Source organism: Bradyrhizobium canariense (assembly GCF_900105125.1).
GTDB lineage: Bacteria > Pseudomonadota > Alphaproteobacteria > Rhizobiales > Xanthobacteraceae > Bradyrhizobium > Bradyrhizobium canariense_A.
Map to the genome: position 1 here is coordinate 4342567 of NZ_LT629750.1, position 25958 is coordinate 4368524.

The 25958-nt window shown below is 62.6% G+C and carries 25 protein-coding genes; 12 read left to right on the plus strand and 13 right to left on the minus strand.

Features of this window, described 5'->3' with window-relative positions; genetic code table 11:
- The first annotated feature begins 53 nt into the window (after window positions 1-53).
- Window positions 54-731 carry a thiol:disulfide interchange protein TlpA gene (tlpA, locus tag BLV09_RS20740; RefSeq protein WP_146688688.1) on the plus strand — a complete coding sequence of 226 codons (678 nt, stop codon included), beginning with the start codon at window positions 54-56 and terminating at the stop codon, window positions 729-731.
- Between the two features lie 28 nt (window positions 732-759).
- Here the strand turns inward: tlpA and BLV09_RS20745 are convergent, their stop codons facing one another.
- Together BLV09_RS20745 and BLV09_RS20750 are read right to left on the minus strand one after the other, a co-directional pair.
- On the minus strand, window positions 760-954 hold the full coding sequence (locus tag BLV09_RS20745; protein WP_146688689.1) for a putative motility protein: 195 nt from the start codon (window positions 952-954) through the stop codon (window positions 760-762).
- Window positions 955-1027: 73 nt separating this feature from the next.
- On the minus strand, window positions 1028-1879 hold the full coding sequence (locus tag BLV09_RS20750; RefSeq protein ID WP_146688690.1) for a LysR family transcriptional regulator: 852 nt from the start codon (window positions 1877-1879) through the stop codon (window positions 1028-1030).
- A 70-nt stretch (window positions 1880-1949) separates the two neighbouring features.
- Between BLV09_RS20750 and BLV09_RS20755 the strand changes: the two genes are divergently transcribed.
- Together BLV09_RS20755 and BLV09_RS20760 are read left to right on the plus strand one after the other, a co-directional pair.
- Complete coding sequence (locus BLV09_RS20755) at window positions 1950-2375, plus strand: tautomerase family protein (protein ID WP_433994348.1); 426 nt, start codon at window positions 1950-1952, stop codon at window positions 2373-2375.
- 5 nt (window positions 2376-2380) lie between these two features.
- Complete coding sequence (locus BLV09_RS20760) at window positions 2381-3583, plus strand: pyridoxal phosphate-dependent aminotransferase (protein ID WP_146688692.1); 1203 nt, start codon at window positions 2381-2383, stop codon at window positions 3581-3583.
- An 87-nt stretch (window positions 3584-3670) separates the two neighbouring features.
- On the opposite strand, the gene BLV09_RS20765 is transcribed toward BLV09_RS20760, so the two are convergent.
- From BLV09_RS20765 to BLV09_RS20785, 5 genes are all read right to left on the minus strand, one after another.
- Window positions 3671-4552, minus strand: coding sequence for a 3-hydroxybutyryl-CoA dehydrogenase (locus BLV09_RS20765; RefSeq protein ID WP_146688693.1), 882 nt, complete (start codon window positions 4550-4552; stop codon window positions 3671-3673).
- A gap of 97 nt (window positions 4553-4649) precedes the next feature.
- Window positions 4650-5600, minus strand: coding sequence for an electron transfer flavoprotein subunit alpha/FixB family protein (locus tag BLV09_RS20770; RefSeq protein WP_100384237.1), 951 nt, complete (start codon window positions 5598-5600; stop codon window positions 4650-4652).
- Entirely contained in the window at window positions 5600-6349 is a 750-nt protein-coding gene (locus BLV09_RS20775) for an electron transfer flavoprotein subunit beta/FixA family protein (RefSeq protein ID WP_100384238.1), read from the minus strand. Before BLV09_RS20775 ends, BLV09_RS20770 begins: the two co-directional genes overlap by 1 nt.
- 122 nt (window positions 6350-6471) lie before the next feature.
- The gene (locus tag BLV09_RS20780; protein ID WP_146688694.1) at window positions 6472-7044 is read right to left on the minus strand and encodes a cob(I)yrinic acid a,c-diamide adenosyltransferase; all 573 of its coding nucleotides are present in this window, start codon (window positions 7042-7044) and stop codon (window positions 6472-6474) included.
- A gap of 68 nt (window positions 7045-7112) precedes the next feature.
- Window positions 7113-7307, minus strand: coding sequence for a twin transmembrane helix small protein (locus BLV09_RS20785; protein WP_100387229.1), 195 nt, complete (start codon window positions 7305-7307; stop codon window positions 7113-7115).
- Between the two features lie 163 nt (window positions 7308-7470).
- Between BLV09_RS20785 and BLV09_RS20790 the strand changes: the two genes are divergently transcribed.
- The gene (locus BLV09_RS20790; protein ID WP_433994435.1) at window positions 7471-8331 is read left to right on the plus strand and encodes a YihY/virulence factor BrkB family protein; all 861 of its coding nucleotides are present in this window, start codon (window positions 7471-7473) and stop codon (window positions 8329-8331) included.
- Here the strand turns inward: BLV09_RS20790 and BLV09_RS20795 are convergent.
- Complete coding sequence (locus tag BLV09_RS20795) at window positions 8258-9502, minus strand: ATP-binding protein (RefSeq protein WP_146688695.1); 1245 nt, start codon at window positions 9500-9502, stop codon at window positions 8258-8260. The genes BLV09_RS20790 and BLV09_RS20795 overlap by 74 nt on opposite strands.
- Window positions 9503-9605: 103 nt before the next feature.
- On the minus strand, window positions 9606-10490 hold the full coding sequence (gene gluQRS / locus BLV09_RS20800) for a tRNA glutamyl-Q(34) synthetase GluQRS (RefSeq protein ID WP_146688696.1): 885 nt from the start codon (window positions 10488-10490) through the stop codon (window positions 9606-9608).
- Window positions 10491-10527: 37 nt separating this feature from the next.
- Between gluQRS and BLV09_RS20805 the strand changes: the two genes are divergently transcribed.
- From BLV09_RS20805 to BLV09_RS20815, 3 genes are all read left to right on the plus strand, one after another.
- Window positions 10528-11274 (plus strand): DNA-3-methyladenine glycosylase family protein, encoded by a 747-nt coding sequence (locus BLV09_RS20805; RefSeq protein WP_146688697.1) that lies wholly within the window; start codon window positions 10528-10530, stop codon window positions 11272-11274.
- Window positions 11271-12362 carry a DUF2855 family protein gene (locus tag BLV09_RS20810; protein WP_146688698.1) on the plus strand — a complete coding sequence of 364 codons (1092 nt, stop codon included), beginning with the start codon at window positions 11271-11273 and terminating at the stop codon, window positions 12360-12362. Before BLV09_RS20805 ends, BLV09_RS20810 begins: the two co-directional genes overlap by 4 nt.
- 79 nt (window positions 12363-12441) lie before the next feature.
- On the plus strand, window positions 12442-14232 hold the full coding sequence (locus BLV09_RS20815; protein ID WP_146688699.1) for a flavin-containing monooxygenase: 1791 nt from the start codon (window positions 12442-12444) through the stop codon (window positions 14230-14232).
- Here BLV09_RS20815 and BLV09_RS20820 read toward each other — a convergent pair.
- Together BLV09_RS20820 and BLV09_RS20825 are read right to left on the minus strand one after the other, a co-directional pair.
- A complete protein-coding gene (locus BLV09_RS20820; RefSeq protein ID WP_167558822.1) occupies window positions 14217-14726 on the minus strand; it encodes a DUF2380 domain-containing protein in 510 nt (169 codons plus the stop codon). The genes BLV09_RS20815 and BLV09_RS20820 overlap by 16 nt on opposite strands.
- A 67-nt stretch (window positions 14727-14793) precedes the next feature.
- Window positions 14794-15267 (minus strand): DUF3280 domain-containing protein, encoded by a 474-nt coding sequence (locus BLV09_RS20825; protein ID WP_167558823.1) that lies wholly within the window; start codon window positions 15265-15267, stop codon window positions 14794-14796.
- Window positions 15268-15482: 215 nt separating this feature from the next.
- On the opposite strand from BLV09_RS20825, the gene BLV09_RS20830 reads away from it, so the two are divergent.
- The 3 genes from BLV09_RS20830 to BLV09_RS20840 all read left to right on the plus strand — a co-directional run bounded on the left by BLV09_RS20830 (window position 15483) and on the right by BLV09_RS20840 (window position 18648).
- Window positions 15483-16877, plus strand: a complete 1395-nt coding sequence (locus BLV09_RS20830; protein WP_244548768.1) for a sensor histidine kinase — start codon at window positions 15483-15485, stop codon at window positions 16875-16877.
- A complete protein-coding gene (locus BLV09_RS20835) occupies window positions 16874-17545 on the plus strand; it encodes a response regulator (RefSeq protein WP_433994349.1) in 672 nt (223 codons plus the stop codon). The genes BLV09_RS20830 and BLV09_RS20835 overlap by 4 nt, the downstream gene beginning before the upstream one ends.
- Before the next feature lie 134 nt (window positions 17546-17679).
- Entirely contained in the window at window positions 17680-18648 is a 969-nt protein-coding gene (locus BLV09_RS20840) for a peptidyl-alpha-hydroxyglycine alpha-amidating lyase family protein (RefSeq protein ID WP_146688703.1), read from the plus strand.
- A gap of 92 nt (window positions 18649-18740) precedes the next feature.
- Here BLV09_RS20840 and BLV09_RS20845 read toward each other — a convergent pair whose 3' ends face one another.
- On the minus strand, window positions 18741-19718 hold the full coding sequence (locus BLV09_RS20845) for a Bug family tripartite tricarboxylate transporter substrate binding protein (protein WP_146688704.1): 978 nt from the start codon (window positions 19716-19718) through the stop codon (window positions 18741-18743).
- A 53-nt stretch (window positions 19719-19771) separates the two neighbouring features.
- Window positions 19772-21532 (minus strand): chloride channel protein, encoded by a 1761-nt coding sequence (locus BLV09_RS20850; protein ID WP_146688705.1) that lies wholly within the window; start codon window positions 21530-21532, stop codon window positions 19772-19774.
- A gap of 193 nt (window positions 21533-21725) precedes the next feature.
- Between BLV09_RS20850 and BLV09_RS20855 the strand changes: the two genes are divergently transcribed.
- Complete coding sequence (locus BLV09_RS20855; protein ID WP_100384251.1) at window positions 21726-22283, plus strand: HNH endonuclease; 558 nt, start codon at window positions 21726-21728, stop codon at window positions 22281-22283.
- 318 nt (window positions 22284-22601) lie between these two features.
- Window positions 22602-25925, plus strand: coding sequence for an adenylate/guanylate cyclase domain-containing protein (locus BLV09_RS20860; protein WP_146688706.1), 3324 nt, complete (start codon window positions 22602-22604; stop codon window positions 25923-25925).
- Window positions 25926-25958: the final 33 nt, after the last annotated feature.

Genomic DNA, 25958 nt, shown 5'->3' on the forward strand with positions numbered 1-25958 from the left:
GACCCGTAACACAGGCTCTGCATAGCCGTATCTGATACAGGATGACAAACGATATGCCCGAAACACCCTTGCCCCGCCCGGCCGTTACGCGCCGGATTCCGTTCGCGATCGGGGCCGTGCTGATCGGAGCAGCGATCGGATTTGCCGGGGTATACGGGATCGGCGGCTTGAGGCGCGACGCGGCTGGCGATCCCGCCTGCCGCCCGGCCGTCGCGCTCTCGCGCAAACTGGCGCCGCTGGCGCATGGCGAGGTCGCGGCGCTGACCATGGCGACAACCCCGCTAAAACTGCCGGACCTTGCCTTCGAGGATGGCGACGGCAAGCCCAGGAAGCTTTCGGACTGGCGCGGGCGCACCGTGCTGGTGAACCTGTGGGCGACCTGGTGCGTCCCCTGCCGCCGCGAGATGCCCGCGCTCGACAGCCTGCAAACCAAGCTCGGCGGACCTGACTTCGAGGTGGTCGCCGTCAACATCGATACCCGCGACCCCGAAAAGCCCAGGAACTTCCTGAAAGACGCCAATCTGACCCGGCTCAGCTATTTCACGGATGAAAAGGCCAAGGTCTTTCAGGACCTTAAGAGCATAGGTCGGGCCTTGGGGATGCCGACCTCGGTGCTGGTGGATGGCCAGGGTTGCGAGATCGCGACCATTGCCGGTCCCGCGGATTGGTCCAGCGACGACGCCGTGAAGCTGATCTCGGCAGCGATAAAACCGGCAGCGGCAGGACTTTAGGCTGTTATGGCTTTAGGCGGGTATGGCTTTAGGCCGTTACATTGAGATTGCTGCCGATGCCCGGGCCAAGATTGGCCGTCGATGGCGCGGACGGGATCCCCAAGATCGTCTCGACCGAGGATTTCTCCGCATCGAGGTTTGATTTCATGACCGAAGTCGCAATCTGCGTCTGCGTATTGCCTGCCTGAAGGGCAAGCGCCGCAGCTACCAAACTCATATCCATACACAACACCCCACGGGATGCAGATACAGGACAGCTATTAATAAATTTTTGCCGGCGCGGTATCGACCGACGATTATCCCGCGGTCGCCTTGAAGGCGGCGCCAAGGGCACGCAGCGCACCGCGCCCCCGGGAGTCCGACACGCGCGAATGCAGAATCACCTCGCGGGCCGGTAGCCGCGGCAGGCCAAGCCGTGGCCCAAGATCGACCGTGCCGGCCGGCGCCACCCGACGCGCCAGCGCCGCCACGGCAAGACCTGCGGATATCGCCGCGCCGATGGTGGCTACTCCCCCGCCAACGAAGACTTCGGTCCAGGATACGCCGGCGGCATCGAGCGCGCCGATCGCCATCGCCCGCACGCTGCAGGGTTCAGCCTGGGTCGCAAGGCGCAACGGCTGGCCGGGCTCATGATTGAAGTCGGGCGCAGCCATCCAGCCAAACTCCTCGATAAATAACACGTCGCCGTCGCGGCGCTTGGCGTCGTGCCGCAGCACGATCGCGGCGTCGAGTTCGCCAGCGTCGAACGCCTCCAGCACGTCCCGTGACGCGTCGATGCGCAATTCCACCACCAGCGCCGGATCGGTGCCGTTCATGCGCTTGAGCAGCCCGGTCAATTCGGCTCCGACGATGTGATGGCTGATGCCGACGGTCAGCCGGCGGTGCTCGACGGCAAAGGAGGTGATCGCGGACTGATGCGCGGCGACCAGGTTCCGGGCGGCGCTGAGAAAGGTGTTTCCTTCCGCTGATAATCGAACCAGCCGCGGCGTCCGCTCGATCAGGCGGCGGCCGAGACCATCTTCCAGGCGTTTGATCTTCAGGCTTATCGCGGACTGGGTGCTGTCCATTGCCTCGGCCGCGCGCGTGAAGCTGTTGAGATCGGCCACCAGGACGAACGCCTGAACGGCCTCGACATCGAGCGTTTTCATGGCCAATCATTTAAATATGAAATCATTGAAATATTATTTCATATGATTTTCAAATGATCAAGTCGGCTCTATGGTTTCCGACATCCGCTTCACGACCACGAAGGAGTCGAACATGCCGCTGACCAGGGTTTCACTGAAGCAAGGCAAGTCGCCCGCGTACCGCAAGGCCATCCTGGGAAGCCTTTACCTGGCGATGCGCGAGACCTTTGCGGTTCCGGAAGGCGATCGCTTCATGACCGTCTCCGAACACGATGAAGATGGTTTCGTCTATGGCGCGGACTATCTCGGCATCCAGCGCAGCGAGGATCTGGTCATTATCCAGATAACGGTCAGCAATACCCGGCCGGTCGAGCAGAAGCAGCAGCTCTATCGCAGGATCGTCGAGCGCCTGACCGCGAGCCCTGGCCTGCGGGCGGAGGATATCTTCATCAATCTTGTCGAGGTGCTTCCGGAAAACTGGTCGTTCGGACTCGGCGAAGCACAGTACGTCAAGTAATCGCCATGCCAGTCCTTTCGCCCTCCGTCAGCCAAATCGGCGCCTCACCCGCATCGATCCTGCGCCGCCGCGCCCGCGAACTGCGCGAGGCCGGACGCGACATCATCGAGCTGTCTTCCGGTAATCTCGACTTCGCAACGCCGGAGCATGTCGTCGCAGCCGCCCACGCGGCGGCGCTGCGCGGAGAAACGCGATACACCGATGTCGACGGCACACCCGAACTGAAGGCTGCGGTGCGCGCGGCCCTGCAGCGGCACAACCATCTCACCTATGCGCAGGACGAGGTCGTGATCTGCAACGGCTCGACGCAAGCGCTGTTCAATGCGCTGCTGGCTACTGTCGCACAAGGCGACGAGGTGATCGTGCCTGCCCCGTACTGGGCGCCCTATCTCGATCAGGTGCGGTTGACGGGCGGCACGCCGGTGATCGTGCCCTGCCCGCAGAACAACGGCTTCAAACTGCGGCCGAGCGATCTGAGGGCGGCGATCACCGCGCGGACGCGCTGGCTGATCATCAACAATCCGGTCAATCCCTCCGGCGCGGTGTACTCCCCGGCAGAGCTGTCCGATATCGCCGCGGTGCTGTTGCAGCATCCGGATATCTGGATTCTCGCCGACGGCCTCTATGAGCACATCGTGTTCGATGGCCTTCATGCGCCGACGCTGGCCGAAATCGAGCCCCGCCTGAAGCTGCGGACATTGACCGTCAGCGGCGTCGCCAAGGCTTACGCGATGATGGGATGGCGCATCGGCTACGCGGCCGGCCCCGCGGCATTGATCCGCGCGATGATCAATATCCAGTCGCAGACCACCTCATGCGCATCTTCCATCAGTCAGGCCGCGGCCGTTGCCGCTCTCAGCGGACCGCAGGACCTGCTGCACGAACGCGCTTCAATCCTGCGCACGAAGCGTGATCTTTTTGCCGGGATTCTGAACGGCTGCGCGGGCCTGTCATGCGAGCTGCCGGAAGGCACGTTCTATCTGCTGGTCTGCTGCGCCGGTGTGATCGGCAAGCGCGCAACGGATGGCAGGGAAATCCGGACCGATCGCGATTTTGCGGCCTATCTGCTCGAACATGCCGACGTAGCGGTATTTCCCGGCGAGGATTTTGGGCTGTCGCCGTACATCCGTGTCAGCTTCGCCAATGCGCCACCGACCATCGAGGAGGCCGGCCGGCGATTGAAGCGCGCATGCGCCGCGCTGCAGTGAAGCGTTGTCGCCAGGACCAGTAGAGCACGGCTCTTGACGCACATCGGCTTCGGCCGGGCGTCGATCTGATTGAAGCAGGCGGATAAGTTACCGGGTCGGGACCGGCTTGTCGCCGCGATAGTCGTAGAAGCCGCGCTGGGTTTTGCGGCCGAGCCAGCCGGCCTCGACATATTTCACCAGCAGCGGACACGGCCGGTATTTGGAATCGGCGAGCCCTTCATGCAGCACCTGCATGATCGACAAACACGTGTCGAGGCCGATGAAATCGGCCAGTTCCAGCGGCCCCATCGGATGATGCGCGCCGAGCTTCATCGCGGCATCGATCGCCTCGACGTTTCCGACGCCCTCGTACAGCGTATAGATCGCTTCGTTGATCATCGGCAGCAGGATGCGGTTGACGATGAAGGCCGGAAAATCCTCCGACACCGCGATGTGCTTGCCGAGCCTAGTGACGAATTCCTTTGCCGCATCGAAGGTCGTGTCGTCGGTGGCGATGCCGCGGATCAGTTCGACCAGTTCCATCAGCGGCACCGGATTCATGAAATGAATGCCGATGAAACGCTCGGGACGGTCGGTGGACGAGGCCAGCCGCGTGATCGAGATCGACGAGGTATTGGAGGCGATGATGGCCTCAGGCTTCAGCACGGCGCAGAGATCGTGAAAAATCTTGCGCTTGACCTCTTCCTTCTCCACCGCGGTCTCGATCACCAGGTCGCAATCGGCGAGCCCATCCATCGTCTCGGCGGAACCGATCCTGCTCAGCGCCTGCTTGCGGGCCTCCTCGGTAATGACCTGCTTGGCGACCTGACGCGACAGATTGCCATTGATAGTCGCCATCGCCGACTTGAGCCGATCGGCGGAGATATCGTTGAGCACCACGTCGAGGCCGGCCAGCCCTGCCACATGCGCGATGCCGTTGCCCATCTGGCCCGAGCCGATCACGCCGACCTTCTTGATTGTAACCGCCATCTTGCCATCCATCGGAACGGCGCGCCCATCGCGCCTGCCCATTTTTAATAAAACACCGGCCGGAGTTTACTCATCCGGCCGGTATTTTTCGAATGATTTACTTTCCGAGTTTGCCAATCGCCTCGGTCAGTTCGGGAACCGCCTGATAGAGATCGGCGACCAGGCCGTAATCGGCGACCTGGAAGATCGGTGCATCCTCGTCCTTGTTGATCGCGACGATCACCTTGGAATCTTTCATGCCCGCGAGGTGCTGGATCGCGCCGGAGATGCCGATCGCGATGTAGAGTTCCGGAGCCACCACCTTGCCGGTCTGGCCGACCTGCCAGTCGTTCGGCGCATAGCCGGCATCGACGGCGGCGCGCGACGCGCCAACGCCGGCGCCGAGCTTGTCGGCAAGCGGCTCGATATATTTGGCGAAGTTTTCCCGGCTCTGCATGGCACGACCGCCGGAAACGATGATCTTGGCCGAAGTCAGTTCGGGACGATCGCTCTTGGCGACTTCCTCGCCGACAAAGCTGGAAAGACCGGGATCGGCTGCGGAAGCGGCATTTTCCACCGGCGCGCTGCCACCGTCGCCGGCCGCGGCGAAGGTCGAGGTCCGCACCGTGATGACCTTCTTGGCGTCCTTCGATTTCACGGTCTGGATCGCGTTACCGGCATAGATCGGCCGCTCGAAGGTATCGGGCGAAACCACCTTGATGATTTCCGAGACCTGCATGACGTCGAGCAGCGCTGCGACGCGCGGCATCACGTTCTTGAAGCGCGAGGTCGCGGGCGCGACAAAGGCGTCATACGAAGGCGCCAGCGCCACAATCAACGCCGCCAACGGCTCGGCGAGGTCGTGGGCATAGGCATCGCCCTCGGCAACCAGCACTTTCTTGACGCCCGCGAGTTTGGCCGCGGCTTCAGCCGCAGCCTTGGTTCCTTCGCCGCCACCGGCAACGAGGACATGCACCTCACCACCCAATTGCGTGGCCGCGGTCAGCGCCTTGTTGGTGGAATCCTTCAGCGAGGCGTGTTCGTGTTCGGCAATCAACAACGTCGTCATCAGAGCACCCCGGCTTCATTCTTGAGCTTCGACACCAGCTCGGCGACGTCCTTGACCTTGACGCCTCCCTTGCGGCCCGGCGGCTCGGATGTCTTGAGTATCTCAAGATGCGGGGTGAGATCGACGCCGTAGTCGGCTGCGCTCTTGTCGGCGATCGGCTTCTTCTTCGCCTTCATGATGTTCGGAAGGCTGGCGTAGCGCGGCTCGTTGAGCCGAAGGTCGGTGGTAACGATCGCCGGTCCCTTCAGCTTGACGGTCTGCAAGCCGCCATCGACTTCGCGCGTCACCTTGAAATCGGATCCGTCGACTTCGAGCTTGGAGGCAAAGGTCGCCTGCGACCATCCGAGCAGGGCGGCCAGCATCTGGCCGGTCTGGTTGGAATCGTCGTCGATCGCCTGCTTGCCGAGGATCACGAGGCCGGGCTTTTCCTCGTCGACGATGGCCTTGAGGATCTTCGCCACCGCCAGCGGCTCGACGATCCCGTCCGCCTTGACCAGGATGCCGCGGTCGGCGCCCATGGCGAGACCGGTCCGGATGGTTTCCGACGCTTGCGCGGGGCCGATCGATACCACCACGACCTCGGTTGCCTTGCCGGCCTCTTTCAGCCGCAGCGCTTCCTCGACAGCGATTTCGTCGAACGGGTTCATCGACATCTTGACGTTGGCGAGTTCCACGCCCGTTCCGTCGCTCTTGACGCGGACTTTAACGTTGTAGTCGACCACCCGCTTTACCGGCACCAGAACCTTCATCGATCCTCTTTCGCTTGAATTCAGGTTTTCACTTTCAGCTTTTCACTGGCCGCGGAACCTAAAGGTCCCGCCAATCCCGGTCAACGCGCGAGGGCCAAAAATCGCCTCCGGACCGATCCGGATCAGCGGTTCTGGCCAGGCACCCAAAGCACATCCCCGGCGCCATTATCGTTCTGGGAACGGCTGGCGACGAACAGGAAGTCCGACAGGCGGTTGATATAATGGATGGCGGCGTCGCTGACGGGTTCGTCGGGCTGCGCGGCAAGTTCCACCATGATCCGTTCCGCCCTCCGGCAAATCGTGCGCGCCAGATGCAGATGCGCTGCGGCCGGCGTGCCGCCAGGCAGCACAAAAGAGGTCAATGGCGAAAGCCGCTCATTCAAACTGTCGATATCGCGCTCGAGCCGTTCCACCTGGCTGGAGAGCATCCTCAAGCGTTCCGCCTTGGCTTCGCGCTGGGGCACCGCAAGATCGGCCCCGAGATCAAACAGGTCGTTCTGGATCCGGCCCAGCATCGCGTCGAGTTCACGCGCCCCCGCCAGATACAGCCGCACAATCCCGATGGCAGCATTGGTCTCATCGACGGTTCCATAGGCGCTGATGCGCAGATCGTATTTTGGACGCCGTTCGCCGGTCCCGAGCGCGGTCGTGCCGTCGTCGCCGGTTCGCGTGTAGATCCGATTGAGGACGACCATTTCTGGCTCCAGGGTTACCGACCGGCTGTTGCCGGCGCTTCTTAAGGGGCCGGCGACAAGACTTCTAACTAATGCCCCATCGCCCAAACCGTAAGCATGGTGATGACGATGGCGATAAATTGCAGCAGCACCCGCCATTGCATGAGTTTCTGGGACCGGTCCGGCGAGCCGCCCCGCATCATGTTGATAAGGCCAAGCAACAGCACGAAAGCGACGGCGCCGACGGCGATGGGAAGAACCAGCTTACTCAGGAATGCAGTCATCACGCGTACATAGCACCGTGCCGCGCGCTCCGCCATCGCCGGCGGCGAATGCAGACCTGCAACGATCTGGCTTTTAGCCCAATAATATCAGAAGGTAGCGGTCGAGCCGTCATCCCAGCGCAGGTGGAACGTGAGGGAAATTCGCTACCTCTATCTGGTCGTCATGGATGCGTTCTACACGTTTCTCGCCGACGACGGCTGGGCGATCGCCAGCCACATCGCGCTGTCCACGCTGATGGCGCTGTTCCCGTTCCTGATCGTGCTGACCTCGCTGGCCGGCTTTTTCGGTTCAAAGGAGCTCGCCGATCAGGCCGCGGGGCTGTTGCTGCAAACCTGGCCGAAACAGGTCGCGGACCAGCTATCGAGCCAAATTCACGAGGTGCTGACGACAACCCGCGGCGATGCGCTGACCGTCGGCGCGGTTCTTGCCGTGTATTTTGCCTCCAACGGCGTCGAGGCCCTGCGCGTTGCGCTCAACCGTGCCTACGCGGTGGCCGAGCCGCGGCGCTGGTACTGGCTCCGGCTGGAATCGATCGGTTACACGCTGGTCGCTGCCTTCACGTCGCTGGCGATGGCGTTCCTGATCGTGCTTGGGCCGCTGATACTGGAAGCGGCACGGCGGCACATTCCGCTGATCGTCGAGACCAACCAACACTTCCTCAACGTCTCGCGCTACGGCATTACGATCCTGGCGCTGATCGTCGCGCTGTTCGTCCTGCATACCTGGCTTCCGGCCGGACGCCGCCGGTTTCTGCAAATCCTGCCCGGTATCATCTTCACCATGGTAGCGTCGCTGATTTCAGGCATCGTATTCGGCCAATATCTCACGCGTTTCGCCAACAACTACGTCACGATGTATGCCGGCCTTGCGTCCGTGATCATCGCGCTGGTGTTTCTGTATTTCACTGCCGCGATCTTCGTTTATGGCGGCGAACTGAACGCGGCGATCATCAAGTCGCGGCTGCCGCACGGCGTGTCGCTTCAAGCAGCGCAGTCGCTAGAGCCCTTGGACTCACAGGCTTGACCAGAAAAGCGTCGCCGCCGGCCGCGCGCGACGCCGCTTCGTCTTCGCCGCGGCCTGACACGCCGATGATCGCAATGCGGCCGAGCGGCGAATTCAGGCTGCGAATGCGCTTGATGGCCTCGATTCCATTGATGCCCGGCAACACCATGTCCATCAGCACCGCGTCGAAGTCGCCGCGGGAGATCCGTTCGACGGCCTCTTCGCCCCGCCCGATGAATTCCGCCTGATGGCCGAGTTCGCTGAGAATCGTATTGAGCACCACCCGGCCGAATGGATTGTCCTCGACGCCGAGAACCCGTAGCGCCGGCATGGAAGCTGACGGCCTATCGGTGGCAACGCCTCCGCTGGCCGCCGTGGCGCGGGCCAGGGTCACCGTCAGCGTGAAGGTAGTTCCGCCGCCGCGCCGGGGCGCAATGGTGATGTCGCCCCCCATCGCGCGCGCGAGCTGTTTCACCGAGGATAATCCGAGCCCGGCGCCGCCGAAGCGCGACGCGATGCTGACATTGGCCTGGGAAAACGGACGAAACAGCCGCTTGATCTCGGCCAGCGTCAGGCCAATGCCGCTATCGGAAACGGCAAAGGCGATGCCGGCCTTGCCTTTCACGCCGCGCACCGCCGACGCCGCCAGCGCGACGCCCCCCTGCTCGGTGAACTTGACCGCGTTGTCGATCAGGTTTTCCAGCGCCGCGCGCAGGCGAACGGGATCGCCGACCACCAGCGCCGGGAGCTTTTCCGAAATATCGACCGACCATTGCAGGCCTTTCGCCGCCGCCCGGCCAGCCAGCGAATCCCCGGCGCTGCGCGCCAGCGCCCGCAGATCGAACAGATCCTGGCGAACGCCCATTTCGCCATGGGCGCTTTTTGCGGCGTCAACGAACAAGGTCGCAAGGCTCGCGAGATGCTCCGCACCCGCCTTGATGGTGTCGACCCAGCGCCGCTCGCGCTCATCCAGATCGGAAGTCGCCAGCAGGTCGCTGATGGCAAGAATTCCGGTTAGCGGGGTGCGGACCTCATGCGCAAAGGCGGCGAGCGCCGCTTCGACGATGCCGGGGGCAACCGTCGAGGACGCGCGCTTGCGCTTCCCACCCGTGGTAGCGGCTGGAGCGCGCTTTTTCGTTTTCGGCCTCTTGGGCGGCCGTTTGGTGCGCAGGGCGCGTGATGCTGACGCCATGATTCCCCCGACCCGGCCGCGGCAGCATGGCAGGCCGGCCGCAGAGAGTCACGCGGAGAGCCTATTTGCTCACCGGGAATAGCTTACGGCCAAATAGCTGCAATTAAGGCAGGCCAACCAGACGTCGGATGTCGGCCGGCGTCGCGCCTTCCGCGCGGAGTTCGCGCAATCCGGTGGCGTCCGTCGACTTCGAAAGCTTTTGCCCGGCAGCGTCGAGCATCAGCCGGTGGTGCCGGTAGATCGGCGCCGGCAGACCGAGCAGTTGCTGGAGCAGCCGGTGCACACTGGTCGACCAAAACAGGTCCTGCCCGCGCACCACGTCCGTCACGCCCTGTAGCGCGTCGTCGATCACCACCGAGAGGTGATAGCTGGTCGGCGTCTCCTTGCGGGCCAGGATGACATCACCCCAGGCCTGCGGCCGGGCAACCACCGTGCCGGTCTCGCCATCGGGACCTTGGCCGCGCTCGACCCAGACGAGATCGCCGGTCTCGGCGCACGCCGCCGCCATATCGAGCCGCAGCGCATAAGGCGCCCCCGATTCGAGAAATGCTGCGCGCTGACCGGACGAAAGCAGCTTCGCCGCGCCGGGATAGAACGGCGCGCCGTCGGGATCGCGCGGCCACGGGCCGTCCGCCTCGCGTTGCGTCACCAGTCTTTCAATTTCCTTTGCGATTTCCGCGCGGCTTTCGAAGCTTGGATAAACCAGACCCCGAGCCGATAATTTCTCGACCGCGTCGCGATAGTTGGAAAGATGGCGGGATTGCCGCCGCACCGGCTCCTCCCAGGTGATGCCGAGCCAGGCGAGATCTTCATAAATCGCGGCCTCGAATTCCGGTTTGCACCTGGTGGCGTCGATATCCTCGATGCGCAGCAAGAAGCTTCCGCCGGTCTGGTGCGCCAGATCGAAGTTCAAGAGCGCCGAATAAGCATGACCGAGGTGCAGATAACCGTTCGGGCTCGGCGCAAAACGGAAAACGGGTGGCGGCATTGATCTCTTTCATCGGACATGATGGTTTTAGGGCGCAATGACCGTTCATCTCAACACCCAAACCGATCTCGAAGACGCCGTCCACGCGCTGGTCAGGCAGGATCCGCGCCTTGCACCCATCTACGAAATCACCGGCATGCCGGCGCTGCGGCGTCGCGAGGCCGGCTTTGCCGGCCTGGCGCACATCGTCACCGGCCAGCAACTGTCCACGGCAAGCGCCGGCGCGATCTGGGCGCGGCTCAGCGCCGCGTTCGATCCGTTCGATCACGAGAGCTTTGCAAAAGCGCGCGCCGGTCGTCTCGGCCGGCTTGGCCTGTCAGCGGCCAAGATCAAGACGTTGAAGAGCATCGCGCGCGAGCTCGCCGCGGAACGGTTGAACCTCGACGTGCTGGCAAACGAGGATGCGGATGCCGCGCACAACACGCTGACGGCACTGCACGGCATCGGCCCGTGGACCGCCGATGTCTATCTGCTGTTTTGTCTCGGGCATGGCGACGCCTGGCCCGCGGGCGATCTCGCCGTGCAGGAAGCCGTCAAGATCGGCCTCGGGCTGAAAACGCGCCCGAGCGCCAAGGAAATGGCGCCGCTCGCCGAACCATGGCGCCCGTTGCGCGGCGCCGCTGCGCATCTGTGGTGGAGTTACTACCGGGCTCTGAAGAAGCGCGAAGGCGTCATCGGCGACGTTAGGAAACCGAACGCTGTTTTAAACAAAGCGTTGGTCGCAAAACGGTCATCGGCAAAAGCAAAGATCACGGCTCGACAAAAGCCGGGATCGAAAAAATGAAATCCACCGATTTCGTCGTTGCGCGTAATGACCTGCAGCAATGGAAGTTCATCGAGACGGAGATGCCCGACGCCGCCGTGTTGCCCGCTGACGCGCTGCTGATCAAGGTCGACCGCTTCGCTTTCACCGCCAACAACATCACCTATGCCGTGCTTGGCGACCAACTGAAATACTGGCAGCTGTTTCCCGCGCCAAAGGATTTCGGCAATATTCCGGTGTGGGGATTTGGCGATGTCATCGCCTCGCGCCATCCTGATATTCCGGAAGGCGATCGCCTGTTCGGCTATTTCCCGATGGCGACGCATCTGGTGATCGAAGCTTCCGACGTCAGCAGGCGCGGCCTGCGCGACGCCGCCGCGCATCGGCAAGGGGTAGCGCCGGTCTATAACGCCTATGCGCGCGTCAGCGGCGATCCGAGCTTTGCCGGGCGGCAGGGCGATGAGCAGGCGCTGCTGCGGCCGCTGTTCATGCTGTCGTTTCTGGTCGACGATTCTTTGGCGGAAAATGAGTTTTACGGCGCGCGCAGCGTGATGCTCTCCAGCGCGTCCAGCAAGACGGCGTTTGGTCTCGCGCATCTCCTGCACAGCCAACGCGATGGCATCCGCGTGATCGGCCTCACCTCGGCAGCGAATGTCGATTTCGTCAAATCGCTCGGCTGCTACGATGAGGTCGTGACCTATGACCGCGTGACCTCGCAGCCATCGGATACGCCGGTCGCTTTCGTCGATATGGCCGGGAATAGCGAATTGCGCGTGACGCTGCACCGGCATTTCGGCGACCAGATGAAATACTCCGGGCAGATCGGGCTGACGCATCGTAGCTTCTCACCGGACGAGCCGATATTGCCGGGCGCCAAACCCACCTGGTTCTTTGCGCCCGACCAGATCCGCAAGCGCGCCAGGGAATGGGGACCCGGCGGCATCGACAAACGATTCAGCGCGGCATGGTCCGGCTTTGCTCCGATGCTGGAACGCCATCTCAAGGTGATCGAGGGCCGCGGGCCAGCCGCGGTGAAACAAACCTATCTCGACACGCTGGCCGGCCGCATTCCGCCGGATCAGGGGCACATGCTGTCGTTGCTGGACTGAGGCGCTTTCTGCGCGCCCCCAAAGCGTATAGCCTCGCGACAGAGGAAACGCCGCGAAGACGGCCGTTGCGAGGTCGCGAATGCTGGATAAAACAGACGACATCTCGATTTCAGCGGAAAATTGGCTCGCGCAATTCGAAAACGCGCTCGCCAAGCCCGATGACGGCTCGCTGCAGAAGCTGTTTCATCCCGACAGTTTCTGGCGCGACGTGCTGGCGCTGAGCTGGAACCTGCAGACCATCAATGGCGCCGACGCCATTTTGAGAGAACTTAAAGCCTGTGCCGTCCGCGCGGTTCCCGTCGGCTTTCGCATCGATCCCGATCGTGCCGCACCGCGTCGCGTGACCCGCGCCGGTACCAACAGCATCGAAGCCATTTTCAAATTCGAAACCGCGGTCGGGCGTGGCAGCGGAATCCTGCGGCTGATCCCGGATGCCGACGACCGCAACCGGCTCAAGGCCTGGACATTGCTAACCACTCTCGACGAGCTGAAAGGCTTTGAGGAGCAGCAGGGAACAATGCGGCCGCGCGGCCAGGCCTATTCACGCGACTTCAGAGGGCCGAACTGGCTCGATCAGCGCAAAGCCGCCGTTCAATATGCCGATCGCGATCCGGATGTGCTGGTGGTCGGCGGCGGACAGGCCGGGCTTGCGATCGCAGCGCGGCTGAAGCAATTGCAGATCGATGCGCTGATCGTGGACCGTGAGGCCCGCGTCGGCGACAATTGGCGCAAGCGCTATCACGCGCTGACGCTGCACAACCAGGTGCAGGTCAATCACCTGCCCTACATGCCGTTCCCGCCGAACTGGCCGGTCTATATCCCCAAGGACAAGCTCGCCAACTGGTTCGAGGCCTATGTCGAAAGCATGGAGCTGAACTTCTGGACCGGCACGGAGTTCGAGAGCGGCGTCTATGATGAAGCGGAGGGACGCTGGTCGGTGGTGCTGCGCCGGGCCGACGGCACCAGGCGAGCCATGCATCCCCGGCACGTCGTGATGGCCACCGGCGTCAGCGGCATCCCGAACCTGCCTGAAATTGCCAGCTTGAAAAACTTTGGCGGCACCGTGCTGCATTCCAGCCGATATGACGACGGCGAGAACTGGAAGGGTAAAAAAGCTGTCGTCATCGGCACCGGCAATAGCGGCCACGATATCGCGCAGGACCTGCATTCGAGCGGCGCCGCGGTGACGCTGGTTCAACGTTCTTCGACCCTGATCACCAATATCGAACCATCGGCGCAACTGGCCTATTCCGTCTACAACGAGGGCACGCTCGACGATAACGACCTGATCGCGACATCGATGCCGCTGACGCTGGCCAAACGCAGCCACGTCATGCTGACCGAGCAATCGAAAAAATTCGACCAGCCATTGCTGGATGGTCTGGAGCGCATCGGATTCAAACTCGATTTCGGCGACGGCGGCACCGGCTGGCAGTTCAAATATCTCACCCGCGGTGGCGGCTATTATTTCAACGTCGGCTGCTCCGATCTGGTCGCGAGCGGCGCGATCAAGCTGGCACAGTTCGCCGATATCGACTCCTTCGTCACGAACGGCGCGCGCATGAAGAACGGCGAGACGATATCAGCCGATTTGATCGTGCTGGCCACCGGCTACAAACCGCAGGAACATCTGGTGCGCAAATTGTTCGGCGAACAAGTCGTCACGCGCGTCGGCCCGATCTGGGGATTTGGCGACGGCCAGGAATTGCGCAACATGTACACGCGCACCGGCCAGGCCGGTCTTTGGTTCATCGCCGGCAGCCTGGCGCAATGCCGGATCAACTCGAAATATCTCGCGCTGCAGATCAAGGCGATCGAGGAAGGGTTGCTGCCGCGCAGCGCACCCGTTCCACATCACCGTTCCTCATGATCCAGGATTTCCCCGACGATGAAGGATTCCGCGTTGGTCCAGGCCTTGTCGTTGTCGCCACGAAAAGTGACGAGACGATTGAAAACGACATTCCGCGTTTTCACGTCGATAATATCGAATTTTGCCCATTGCACGAGCGTGCTCAGCTTGTGAAAGCTGCTGATCAGGAGATAGGCGGCGCCCGCCACTTGCGCCTTGCCGAGCAACTCACCGACATCAATGTCGCCAACCGAGCAGGCGTTTGCCGGGCAATCAAGCGCAACGTTTCGTACCTTTCCGCTCGCCGTTAAATCGGCGCGCAACGAGGCTTCGAAGTTGCGCAAGCGCCGGAAATGGTCGGCGCTCTGATCGATGACCTCACCCGAGGTATCGACATACTGGATTTCGGCGACCGCGAGAACGGGCGCCTCGCCTTCCGCCTGACTTTGCCGGACAGGATTGGCGTAGAAAATGATGGCGGCAATCAGGGCGAGGCAAACTGAGCTTGGTTTCATCGGCTTTTCCATTTCATGGGCTTTTCCATGGGGAACGGGTCCGCCATTGGCGGATGTGCCTTTGGCGCTAGTTCGCTTTTTCCAGCAGTCGGCGCTCGATCAGCCAACGTGCGCCACGGCTCCAGGCCGAGTTGGCGCCGGCGCGCAGGTCGGTCTGCTCGACGTCGACCAGCGCCCCGGATTGGACGTCGCGAATTTTGTAGGTCACCGCGTAATCGGTTCGGCTGATGCGCGTGACGATCCCGATCATGGACTGGTCCGCGTGAAGGCCAGCGGCGATTTTGGCATCGCAACCGCCGCAATCGCGCAGCTTGCCCGCTTTGGCTGCTTCGTCGTGTACCTCGCCGATGTCGACCAGTTGGTAGCGCCCCGATTCCGCGATCAGCCGGCGCGCCTCTTCCGTCGAAAGCCGCAATTGCTCGCGGTCGATGTCGTCGGGGGGCATGTACGCCGCAGCGGCGCTGAAATCTTCCAGCTCAAACGGAAAGACCGCAAGCTTGATCGGGGGATGCACCGCTGGTTGGTCTGCGGTGGCGACCACGAGTCCTGCAAAAACCATTACCGGAGCGAGAATGAAAGCAATGCGGCGCATGGATCAGCCCTCAGGGTGTGAAATCGTCGCCATATCGCCCGAACTGCTCCGCTCGCGAAACGGAGACCTGCCCTGAATTGACCGGGTGAAATGCCCGATGTTGTCGCGTGGCCCTTTCTTCTCGGCGCAATTTGCTTCTAGATGTAGGGGGAATGGGAGAGACCTTGCAACAGGCCCCTAATTCTACGGGGCGCCGCGCGCGCGCCATCGATCTGAAGCTGCGACTGGCGTTACGCGTCGCGGCGCTCGCAGCGCTTTGCTTCCTCGCTGTCGCGGCCTACGCTTTGTTCGACAGCGACCGCATCGCGAGAGCCAAGGCAAGCCATATCGCCGAAATCGTCGCCAAGGATATCGCGTTACAGCAGGTCCAGACGCATTGGTTCTCGTTGTCCTCCAGCCGAACGCCCGACTTGCAACGGGTTGCCGCGCCTCTGATGGAGCCAGGCCTCTGCATCACCTATCGGGACAAAGCCGGGGCCTTCCGCCAGGGTATGTGCAGCGGCGCGCTTGCCGACGAAACTGCCGCGCCTGAAAGTTTCGCCGCGCTCTATCGGGCCATTTTTCACCCCGGCGAACCGATCTCGATGCCGCTCCTCATCGAGGGCGAGCCCCAGGGCACGGCGGTCGCGACTTTCGATCCTGCCACGCAGATTAGCCGGAGCTGGCGCGAAGCGAGCCGCCTTCTCTCCATCATGGCTTTCGCCCTGGCGGGACTTTGCCTCGCCGTCTATGCCGCGCTGGCACGTGCCCTGCGGCCGACGCACGCCATTCGCGCCGGCCTAAAGCAGCTCGCGGCGAACGATCTTTCGGCGCGGCTGCCCAGCTTCGATCTCGCCGAACTTTCGGCTATTTCCACCGTCTTCAACGCGCTTGCGCAAAGGCTGGAGGCCACGCTCGCCGAGCGTAACGCGCTGACACGAAAACTGATAGCGGTGCAGGACGAGGAGCGGCGCCATCTTGCCCGCGAGTTGCACGACGAATTTGGTCAATCACTCACCGCCATCGCGGCACAGGCCGCCGCCGCCGCCCATACGGCGGAGCGGGAATGTCCGCCGCTGTTGGAAGAATGCCGGAGCATTTCGCGCACGACGGCAAGCATGATGGAAACGCTGCGCGGCGCGCTGGTGCGCCTGCGCCCGCCCGACGTCGAGGAACTCGGCCTCGCCCTCAGTCTCGAAAGCCTGGTTGCGAGCTGGAACGGCTTCGAGAAGGGCCGCACCCGATTCCATATCACCATCACGGGCGAGGTCGACGATTTGCCGCCAAGCGTCCGTGCCAATCTTTATCGAATCGCGCAGGAGGCGATTACCAATGCGGCGAAGCACGCACAGGCACGAAGCGTGCAACTGCGTCTCGAGGCAGGACAAGCCGACATCGTCTTGAGCGTCGAAGACGATGGCGAGCCGACGTGCGGCAGTCTTCCGCCGAAAGCCGGCATGGGGCTTCTCGGCATGCAAGAGCGGGTCGTTTCGCTCGGCGGAACGTTGCGTTTCGAGCGGCGGCCGGCGGGTGGCGCCCGGCTTGTCGCGACCATTCCTAATCTGGGGTCGGAGCATTGAGCATGCCAGACGCCGGGGGGTTCACGCGCGTGATGCTGGCGGACGACCACGCGATCGTTCGCGAGGGCTATCGCTCGCTGTTGCAGAAACAGGGCCGCCTTCAGGTCGTCGCCGAGGCTGACAACGGAGCCGACGCCTATCGTGTCTACAAAGAGGTCCGGCCCGACCTCGTCATCATGGACTTATCGATGCCAGGAATTGGTGGCGTCGAGGCGATCCGGCGCATCCGGCAATGGGACAACTCGGCGCGCATCCTCGTATTCACCATGCACCAAAGCGCAGCCTATGCGGTTCAGGCGATCAAGGCGGGCGCACGCGGCTTTGTCACGAAAAGCAGCCCACCGGACGCGCTGCTGCGCGCGATCGCTGAGGTCGTGGCCGGGCGCATCGCGCTCAGCCCCGACATCGACCACGAACTCGCCATGAACCGGATTGCCGACGAACCTTCAGCCGTGGACGCGTTGAGCCCGCGGGAATTCGAGATCCTACGCATGTTGCTGGCCGAAAAATCCGTGGATAGCATCGCCGAGACGCTGCATATCAGCGTCAAGACCGCGGCCAATACGCGCTATCTCATCCGCGCCAAACTCGGCGTCACATCCGACATCGAACTTGTACGTCTTGCGCTTCGCCAGCGGATCATCGCAGCCGAGGATATGGAGCATTAACCAGGCGAACGTCACTCGCCACGAACTCAAATCGCGGCGCGGCGCGTCATCAGACGCGCAACCGGCCATCCAGGGATGACAAGGGCTGGCTTTCGATCCAAGCTGTCGTGAAAGAACAACATCGGGAGAAACACATGACGGCCATTCTCGGCTCGGGCGAGCACCGCTACCGCGTGGTGGAGAACTGGGCGAAACTGCCCGAGGGATGGAATCTTACCGACGTCGCCTCCGTCGCGGTCGACAGCAAGGACCGCATCCATGTCTTCAATCGCGGCCCCCATCCGATGGTGGTGTTCGACCGCGCGGGCAATTTCATCCGAAGCTGGGGCGAAGGCCTGTTCAGCCGCGCGCACGGACTGCATATCGATGCTGACGACAATCTCTATTGCACCGATGATGGCGACCACACCGTGCGCAAGTGCTCGTCCGACGGCAAAGTATTGCTGACGATCGGTATCCCGAACAGACCGGCGCCGTTCATGAGCGGCGAGCCGTTCCACCGCTGCACCCATACGGCGCTTTCGCCCAAGGGCGAGATCTATGTCTCGGACGGCTACGGCAATGCCTGCGTCCACAAATACACGCCCGACGGCAAGCTGATCAGAAGCTGGGGCGAACCGGGTACCGATCCCGGCCAGTTCAACATCGTCCACAACATCGCAACCGATCTCGATGGCTTCGTCTACGTCGCCGACCGCGAGAACCATCGCGTGCAGGTGTTCGACGGCAACGGCAAATACGAAACGCAGTGGAATAATCTGCACCGGCCCTGTGCGCTGCATTGCTGCGGCGGCAAGCAGCCGAATTTCATTATCGGCGAGCTCGGCCCCGGCATGCCGGTCAATCGCAAGGTGCCAAACCTTGGGCCCCGCCTGACCATTGTCGATGCAAAAGGAAAGCGCATTGCACGGCTCGGCGGCGAGAACGGACCCGGTCTCGAGACCGGCAAATTCCTCGCGCCGCACGGCATCGCGCTCGATTCCAAGGGCGACATCTATGTCGGCGAAGTCGGCGTCACCGACTGGAAGACCAGCTTTCCGGATACGCCGATGCCTACAGAGGTGAAGGTGGCGCGCTGCCTGCAGAAGCTGGAAAAGATTTAGGGCGCAGCGGACAGGTAAATGGTGGGACGCTGCTGGCCCAGGGTTTCAGTTTCGGAATCAGACACGACTTTTAGTCGTCCGCTCGGGGCGCTTCATTCTGCCTTGAGGTTGGAGGCCTTGATGATCGGCCACCATCGCTCCGCTTCGGCTTTCTGGAAAACATGCAGGGCTTCAGGCGATTGCTGGTCGAGCGGAGAGGCCTCAATACCGAGATCATCGAGGCGCTTTCGTATTGACGGGTCGGCCAGCACCTGGACCATGGCAGCATTCAGCTTTGCAACGACGGACTTTGGCGTGCCTTTGGGCACCCAAAGTCCGTACCAGAGGGAGGCGAAGAAGCCGGGCAGCCCGGCCTCGTCCGCCGTTGGAATATCCGGTGACGAAGGCAGCCTGGTCCTGCCGGTGATCGCATAGGGCTTGACGCTTTTGGCTGCGAGCAACGACTTGAAGTTCGAAGATGGCTCGATCATGAAGTCGATCTGCCCGGCCAGCAGATCCTGCATGGCCGGCGCATTGCCGCGATATGGCACGAACTGAAACTTCGTCCCGGTCGTCTTCTGAAACGAAATGCCGGTGAGATGACCGGTCGCGCCGACGCCGGCGACGCCCACCGACGCCTTGTCAGGATTTGCCTTCAGATAGGCAATCAACCCCTTCAGATCGTCCGCCGGCAGACTGTTCTTGCCGACGATCAGTAGCGGTTCACTGCCGATCAGGATGATCGGCTCCAGATCCTTCAACAGGTCGAATGGAAGGATGTAGAGACCGCCGGTCAGCATATGCGTGGTCGAGGTGCCGATACTCAGCGTGTAGCCGTCGGCGGGTGAGCGAACGGCGCGGCCGACGCCGGTGCTGCCGGCAGCGCCCGCGACATTCTCGATGATGACGGGCTGGCCGAGCACGGCCTGCATTTTCTCGGCGAGCAAGCGCGCCAGCGTATCGGTTGCGCCCCCGGCAGGGAACGGCACGATCATCGTTACCGCCCGCACGGGATAATCCGGCGCCGCGGCCATGGCCCTCGGCGGCAGACCAAGAACGATCACGGTCAACACCACAAGCAATTTGCGCATGCTGCTCTTCCAAAACCAGCGTCCACGACGCGAACCCATCCTATCTCCGCCGCTCAGATATCGCCGACGACCTCGCGCCGCCGTTGTTCGGATTCTTCGGCATAACGCCGCATGGCGTGGGCCTCGTTGAGAATTCCAATCGGCCGGCGCTCGCCGTCGGCCTCGACCACGGCAAGCGACTCCGCTTCCGCGGTGTCAAACACCGCGATGGCTTCCTGAATGTTCATGACGGGATGCAGCACGACATTCCGATAATGCAGAATGTCGCTGATGCTCTTCGCCGCCTCGAGGTCAGGCGCGTGCGCTTCCGCTACCAGCGCCAGCCCGGCGTAGCAGCCCGCGGCATCCACCGCGACCACTTGTGTCCGCGACCCCAGTGGAAATTTGCTGCGGAATTCCTCGATCGGCATGTCGGCGTTCACGGTAGGGATGTCAGTCCGCATCAGGCGCCGCACCGTGAGGTCGCGGATCCATCCCACATCTGCCGCGCTGCGGATGGTTTCGCCGCGCAGATGCAGCCGCCAGGTCGCGAACGAATAGCCGAATAGTTCGCGGGTGATCTGGGAGGAGATCATGACGGCGACCAGCACGGCTGTTGTGAGCCAGAGATTGCCGGTCGATTCCAGCGCGATAAAGGACATCGTCAGCGGCCCGCCGATCACGGATGCCGACAGTGCGCTCATGCCGATGATGGCGTATGCGTTCGGGTTGAGCTTGAGACCCGGCCAGATCGCATCGATGCCGCCGGCAAACAGATGCCCGCCAAGCGCCCCGAGAAAAAGCGTGGCAAAAAACAACCCGCCGCGAAAGCCGCTGCCAAGCGATATGATGGACGCCATCGCTTTCAACGCGAACATCGTCGCGACCACGGCCAACGGTATTGAAACGAACCCGGCGAAATGTAGCGCGCCGTGCCCCGACGACATCACCTGCGGAGACAGCAAAGCGAGCAGACCGACGCCAAGACCGCCAAGCGCCGGGCGCAACGGCGGCCACAGCCCGCTCTTCGACAGCAGCGTCTCGCAGAGCGCCACGCCCCGCATAATGGCGATGCCGAACAGCGCCGCCAGGATGCCGAGCAGCGCGGCGATGGCAAGATCCCGCCCCAGCACGTCACCGACCGGACCGACGCCGACGCCGATCGACAGCACCGTGAAGGCATGAGCGACAAAATAGCCCACGATCGCGGCGACACCGACAGGTGTCAGGCTCGCCGGCGTATATCCCCCGATCACCAGCTCAAAAGCATAGAAGGCACCGCCGAGCGGCGCTCCAAACGCGCCGGCGATCGCCGCCGCCGCGCCACAGCCGACCATGATGCGCTGATCGGCGCGGCGCAGATGAAAGCCACGGCCCAATGACGCCGCAAGCCCGCTGGCGAGCTGGGTATAGCCCGCTTCAAGTCCAACCGAAGCGCCGACCCCGCTGGACCAGATGGTCTGCAGCGCCACGATCACGCTGCCGCGAAACGACATCCGTCCGCCGTGCAGGGCATTGGCCTCGATCGGATCGATTTCACGCGCCGGCCGCCACCGCAACAGCAGCAGAAAGGCCACCCCGAGCAGCAGGCCGCCGAGACTCGGTACCAGCACGGCACGCAGCGGCTCGATCCTGAACTGGCTGGAGAGCCGATCTCCCATTTCGAGGTTGAACAACAGGACGTGAAGCAGTTCGACCGCAGCGCTCATCGCGGCCACCACCAACCCGCCGATGGTTCCGATCAGCGCGGCAAGAACGACCAGACTGGTTTCATACGCACGAACGAAGGCCCGCAGCCGCTGCGGCGCCTCGAAATATCGGGACGTGGGGGCCATTTCACTGGGTCCGTGGGCGGCCAAAAGTCCCGCCCGGCTTGATTTAGCGGGCTTCATGCCGATCATGCAATCCGGACGCGCCCCGGGAGGGGGACGGATAAGGCGGTGAACGCTCTTCACAATCCCGTCACGCTGCCTGTAGTATGTCAGACGCAAGCTGCTTCGCAGCCAAAACGGGGGCCAGGAGCGTTACTTGAACGCACATGTCTCGCAAGGTGGTTGGCCGGTGCTGGTGCTAAATGCGGACTTCCGGCCGCTGAGCTATTACCCGCTGTCTCTCTGGTCGTGGCAGGACGCGATCAAGGCGGTGTTTCTCGATCGAGTCAATATCGTCGAATATTATGACCGCGCGGTGCGCAGCCCCTCCTTTGAAATTCAGCTGCCAAGCGTGGTGTCGCTGAAATCCTTCGTCAAGCCGACCACGCATCCCGCCTTCACCCGATTCAACGTATTTCTGCGTGACCGCTTCGTCTGCCAATACTGCTTGGCGAGCGACGACCTTACTTTCGATCACATCATCCCGCGGAGCAAAGGCGGACAGACGACGTGGGAAAACGTGGTCGCCGCGTGTTCGCCGTGCAATCTGCGCAAGGGAAACCTGACGACGCAGCAGGCGCGGATGTTTCCGAGGCAAACCCCGTTTGCACCAACGGTGCACCAGTTGCATCGCAACGGCCGGCTGTTTCCGCCGAACTATCTGCATGACAGTTGGCTCGATTATTTGTACTGGGACACGGAACTCGATCCGTAGCGCCGGTTACCGGCGCCGTTCGTGCTTGCTGGGGTCGCGCACGAGCGACTATGATGCAGTCCCGGCGTTTGCTAAATATTAGAAGACGCCGCGAGGCAGGAAAGACGATCACCGGGCCGGACCTTTTCCGCCCTACGTCATTCGGCGTAGTTCACTTGCCATGAAAAGTAATATTAGTTGAGTGTTACCGAGGTCCCCCTGTAATTGCGCGTCGCCGGAAAACTGACGCCGGAATCGAAACAATGACCAAAACTCAGGCCTTAATTGAGCGCCGTTCCGGACAGCAAATTTCTGTTGCTAGCTGAGGGTCGAGTTCAAATGGACGTCGCGACTTGGCTGAACGGTCTTGGCTTGGGTCAATATGAAGCCGTTTTTCGCGAGAACGAGATCGACGGCGATGTACTGAGCGAGCTGACCGATCAGCACCTCAAGGACCTCGGGGTTTCGCTCGGGCACAGATTAAAGATACTCCGCGCCATCCGCGAGCAGCGGGCCTCAGGGTCGAAGCCGCAGGACGCCGCCGACCGGCGCCAATTGACCATCATGTTCTGCGATCTCGTCGACTCGACCGCGTTGACGGCGCAGCTCGACCCGGAAGACATGGCCGATCTGATTCGTGCGTTTCAGCGCACCATCGCGGCCGCGATCGCGCGCTTTGACGGCCACGTCGCAAAATGGCTGGGCGACGGCGCGACAATCTATTTCGGCTATCCCCGCGCGCATGAGGATGACGCGGAGCGCGCGGCACGGGCGGGCATCGCGCTGGTCGAGGCGGTGGGCGAGCTTCGGTGCGAGCGCGGCGTCGAACTCCGGGTGCGGATCGGTATTTCAACCGGCCTTGTCATCGTCGGCGAACTGATTGGGGAAGGCGATGCACGCGAGCGGGGCGTCGTCGGGGATACGCCGAATCTGGCCTCGCGGCTGCAAGCCGTCGCCGAGCCAGATACGGTCGTGGTTTCCGAATCGACGCGGCGGCTGCTGGGCAAGGCTTTTGAGCTAAAGGCGCTCGGGCCGCAGGAGCTGAAGGGCTTCAAGGCTCCGGTCCCCGCCTGGTCGGTGATGCACGAAATCGAAAACGTCAGCCGGTTCGAGGCTTCGCGCTCGGAGACGATGACGCCCTTCGTTGGCCGCGAGCACGAGGTTGGAATCCTGCTCGACCGCTGGCGCAGGGCCACCACGGGCGAAGGTCAGGTCACGCTGTTGTCGGGAGAAGCCGGCATCGGCAAATCTCGCGTTCTGGCGATGCTGCGCGAACGCATTGGCGATGAGCGGCACATGGTGCTGCGCTATCAATGCTCGCCGCATCATATCAACGACGCATTCTATCCCGTCATCGGCCAAATCTGGCGCGGCGCCGGGTTTGTCAGCGGCGAACCGGCCGCCGCGCGACTGCAGAAGCTTGAGATGATGATCGCACGCTCCGGTCTCGATTGCCGCGACATCGTGCCCTACTTTGCTTCGCTGCTGGCGATCCCGACCGAGGGACGCTATCCCGTAGTCGAAATGGCCCCAAGCGAGTTCAAGGAGCGGGCCACGGCCGCGATGATCGCGATAGCCGCTGCAGTCGCGGAAACGATGCCATTGCTGGTGGTTCTTGAAGACGCGCATTGGATCGATCCTACCTCGCTGGAGCTGCTCGGCCAGCTTGTCGAGCGAGTGCGGCATTTGCCGGTGCTGATCGTGGTGACGTTTCGACCTGAGTTCGCGGTGCCGCAGCTTGACCACGCGCAGGTCACGAACCTCTCGCTCAACCGCTTCGGGCGTACTCAGGCCGTCACCATGATCGATCAGATCACGTCGGGAAAACCGTTACCCGCCGAAGTCCTCGATCAGATCGTGGCGAAAACTGACGGCGTGCCGCTGTTCGTCGAGGAGCTGACCAAAAGCGTGCTCGAGTCCGGCCTGTTGCGCGAGGAAAGCGGCGTTTACGTCCTGGCCGCGATGCTGACGCCGCTGGCGATCCCCTCGACCTTGCACGATTCGCTGACGGCGCGGCTGGACCGCCTGTCGCCGATCAAGGAGATCGCGCAGATCGGAGCCGTGATCGGGCGCGAATTCCCCCGCAGCCTGTTGGAGGCCGTATCGCCCATCAAGGGGCGGCAATTGCAGGACGCCCTGCGCCAGCTCATGGAATCCGAACTGATTTATGAGCGCGGCACGGGGCCGATGACGAGCTACATTTTCAAGCACGCGCTGGTGCAGGATACGGCCTACGTTTCGCTGCTGCGCGGGCGACGCCAGCGCATCCATGCCGATATCGCGCAGGCGCTGAAGCAACGTGACGCCACCGAGGAGTCCGTCCCCGCCGTGATCGCCTATCACTTCACCGAAGCGGGCCTTGCCGAGCCAGCGGCATCCTACTGGCTGGCGGCAGCGGAACAGGCCCTCTCGCAGTCGGCGCCAGTGGAAGCAGAACGTCACGCCAGCACCGGCCTCACACTGGTCCCGCGGATCAAGGCGGGGCCGGAACGCGACGCGCTCGAACTGGCGCTATTGGTCGCCCGCGCCAACGCGCTGGTGCCGCTGAAAAGTATGTCTGCCTCTGAAACGTTCGAGGCCGTCACGGCTGCGAAACAGTTGCTGGACCGGGGCATCGGTACGGATTTGCAGCGCATCTCCGTTCTATACGGGCTTTGCACCGGCAACACGCTGCGGGCACGCATGGTGCCGGCATTCGATCTGGCGCGTCAGATCATCGACATTGCGGAACGGCAGGACGACCCGACCTACTATCTCGTCGGCTACCGCCTGCTTGGCACGCTTCAATTTTACGCCGGACAGAACCGCGACGCCTTGGAGAGTCTGCGAAAGGGCGGCAAATATCGCGACCCGCGGCGGCAGCGGGCGCTCAGCTATCGGTTTGGATGGGATCCGAGCCTCGCTGTGGTCTGTTATGAGGTGCTGGTACGGCTATCGCTTGGCTTGTTCGACAGCGCCGCGCGGCTCAGCGAAGAGGTACGAGCCGAGCTTCTCGACCACCCTCACCCTCCGACGATCGCAACGGTAACGTTTTGCGGCGGGACCTGGCCGAAGGCAGTGCTGGCCGATCTCAAGGGCCTCGAGCGTGACAGCGCCGCGCTCGTCGCCTATTGCACCGAGAATAAAGTCGAGCAAATTCGCCTGCTGGCAGGCCTTCACCAGGCCTACGCCCGCGCGGTGCGCGAACCGGTCCAGACCAATATCGCTTTCATTCACGATGCGCTCGAAGCCGTGCGCAGATCAGGCAGCAATGCCGGCAACTCCATCCTGATCTCCAATCTCGCCGAAGCGCTGCTGGTGGGTGGAGACCTAGCCGGCGCCGAGGCGGCTCTGACCGATGCATTCGCTTTCGTCGAACAATCCGGAGAGGGATATTGGCTTGCCGACATGCACCGGCTGAGCGGCCATGTCGCGCTCAGGCAGCCGGAGCCGGATCGGACGCGCGCCGAAACCTGTTTCGTCAAGGCGATCGAGGTTGCCCGACGCCAGGAAGCGCGGCTGCTGGAACTGCGCGCCGCCACCGACCTCGCCCAGCTATGGCGGGACACCCAGTCAGGCAGCGATCCTCGCGCGCTGCTGGAACCGATCCTGGCCGCCATCGAGGGCGGAGAGACGACGCGCGATGTCCGCAACGCCCGCGCGTTGCTTGCCGAGTTCGTTTGAATCATTGCAGTGATGAGCCGACAGCCCAAACCA

Excerpts from the sequence above, each read along its gene's own strand:
- BLV09_RS20820 (WP_167558822.1), bottom strand. The coding sequence starts at position 14,726 with ATGAAACCAAGCTCAGTTTGCCTCGCCCTGATTGCCGCCATCATTTTC.
- BLV09_RS20845 (WP_146688704.1), bottom strand. The coding sequence starts at position 19,718 with ATGCGCAAATTGCTTGTGGTGTTGACCGTGATCGTTCTTGGTCTGCCG.
- BLV09_RS20775 (WP_100384238.1), bottom strand. The coding sequence starts at position 6,349 with ATGAAGGTTCTGGTGCCGGTAAAGCGGGTGGTCGACTACAACGTTAAA.
- BLV09_RS20815 (WP_146688699.1), top strand. The coding sequence starts at position 12,442 with ATGCTGGATAAAACAGACGACATCTCGATTTCAGCGGAAAATTGGCTC.
- BLV09_RS20765 (WP_146688693.1), bottom strand. The coding sequence starts at position 4,552 with ATGGCGGTTACAATCAAGAAGGTCGGCGTGATCGGCTCGGGCCAGATG.
- BLV09_RS20805 (WP_146688697.1), top strand. The coding sequence starts at position 10,528 with ATGACCGTTCATCTCAACACCCAAACCGATCTCGAAGACGCCGTCCAC.
- BLV09_RS20785 (WP_100387229.1), bottom strand. The coding sequence starts at position 7,307 with ATGACTGCATTCCTGAGTAAGCTGGTTCTTCCCATCGCCGTCGGCGCC.
- BLV09_RS20770 (WP_100384237.1), bottom strand. The coding sequence starts at position 5,600 with ATGACGACGTTGTTGATTGCCGAACACGAACACGCCTCGCTGAAGGAT.
- BLV09_RS20795 (WP_146688695.1), bottom strand. The coding sequence starts at position 9,502 with ATGGCGTCAGCATCACGCGCCCTGCGCACCAAACGGCCGCCCAAGAGG.
- BLV09_RS20745 (WP_146688689.1), bottom strand. The coding sequence starts at position 954 with ATGGATATGAGTTTGGTAGCTGCGGCGCTTGCCCTTCAGGCAGGCAAT.
- BLV09_RS20755 (WP_433994348.1), top strand. The coding sequence starts at position 1,950 with ATGGTTTCCGACATCCGCTTCACGACCACGAAGGAGTCGAACATGCCG.
- BLV09_RS20780 (WP_146688694.1), bottom strand. The coding sequence starts at position 7,044 with ATGGTCGTCCTCAATCGGATCTACACGCGAACCGGCGACGACGGCACG.
- BLV09_RS20840 (WP_146688703.1), top strand. The coding sequence starts at position 17,680 with ATGACGGCCATTCTCGGCTCGGGCGAGCACCGCTACCGCGTGGTGGAG.
- BLV09_RS20760 (WP_146688692.1), top strand. The coding sequence starts at position 2,381 with ATGCCAGTCCTTTCGCCCTCCGTCAGCCAAATCGGCGCCTCACCCGCA.
- tlpA (WP_146688688.1), top strand. The coding sequence starts at position 54 with ATGCCCGAAACACCCTTGCCCCGCCCGGCCGTTACGCGCCGGATTCCG.
- BLV09_RS20750 (WP_146688690.1), bottom strand. The coding sequence starts at position 1,879 with ATGAAAACGCTCGATGTCGAGGCCGTTCAGGCGTTCGTCCTGGTGGCC.
- gluQRS (WP_146688696.1), bottom strand. The coding sequence starts at position 10,490 with ATGCCGCCACCCGTTTTCCGTTTTGCGCCGAGCCCGAACGGTTATCTG.
- BLV09_RS20860 (WP_146688706.1), top strand. The coding sequence starts at position 22,602 with ATGGACGTCGCGACTTGGCTGAACGGTCTTGGCTTGGGTCAATATGAA.
- BLV09_RS20850 (WP_146688705.1), bottom strand. The coding sequence starts at position 21,532 with ATGGCCCCCACGTCCCGATATTTCGAGGCGCCGCAGCGGCTGCGGGCC.
- BLV09_RS20790 (WP_433994435.1), top strand. The coding sequence starts at position 7,471 with ATGGATGCGTTCTACACGTTTCTCGCCGACGACGGCTGGGCGATCGCC.
- BLV09_RS20810 (WP_146688698.1), top strand. The coding sequence starts at position 11,271 with ATGAAATCCACCGATTTCGTCGTTGCGCGTAATGACCTGCAGCAATGG.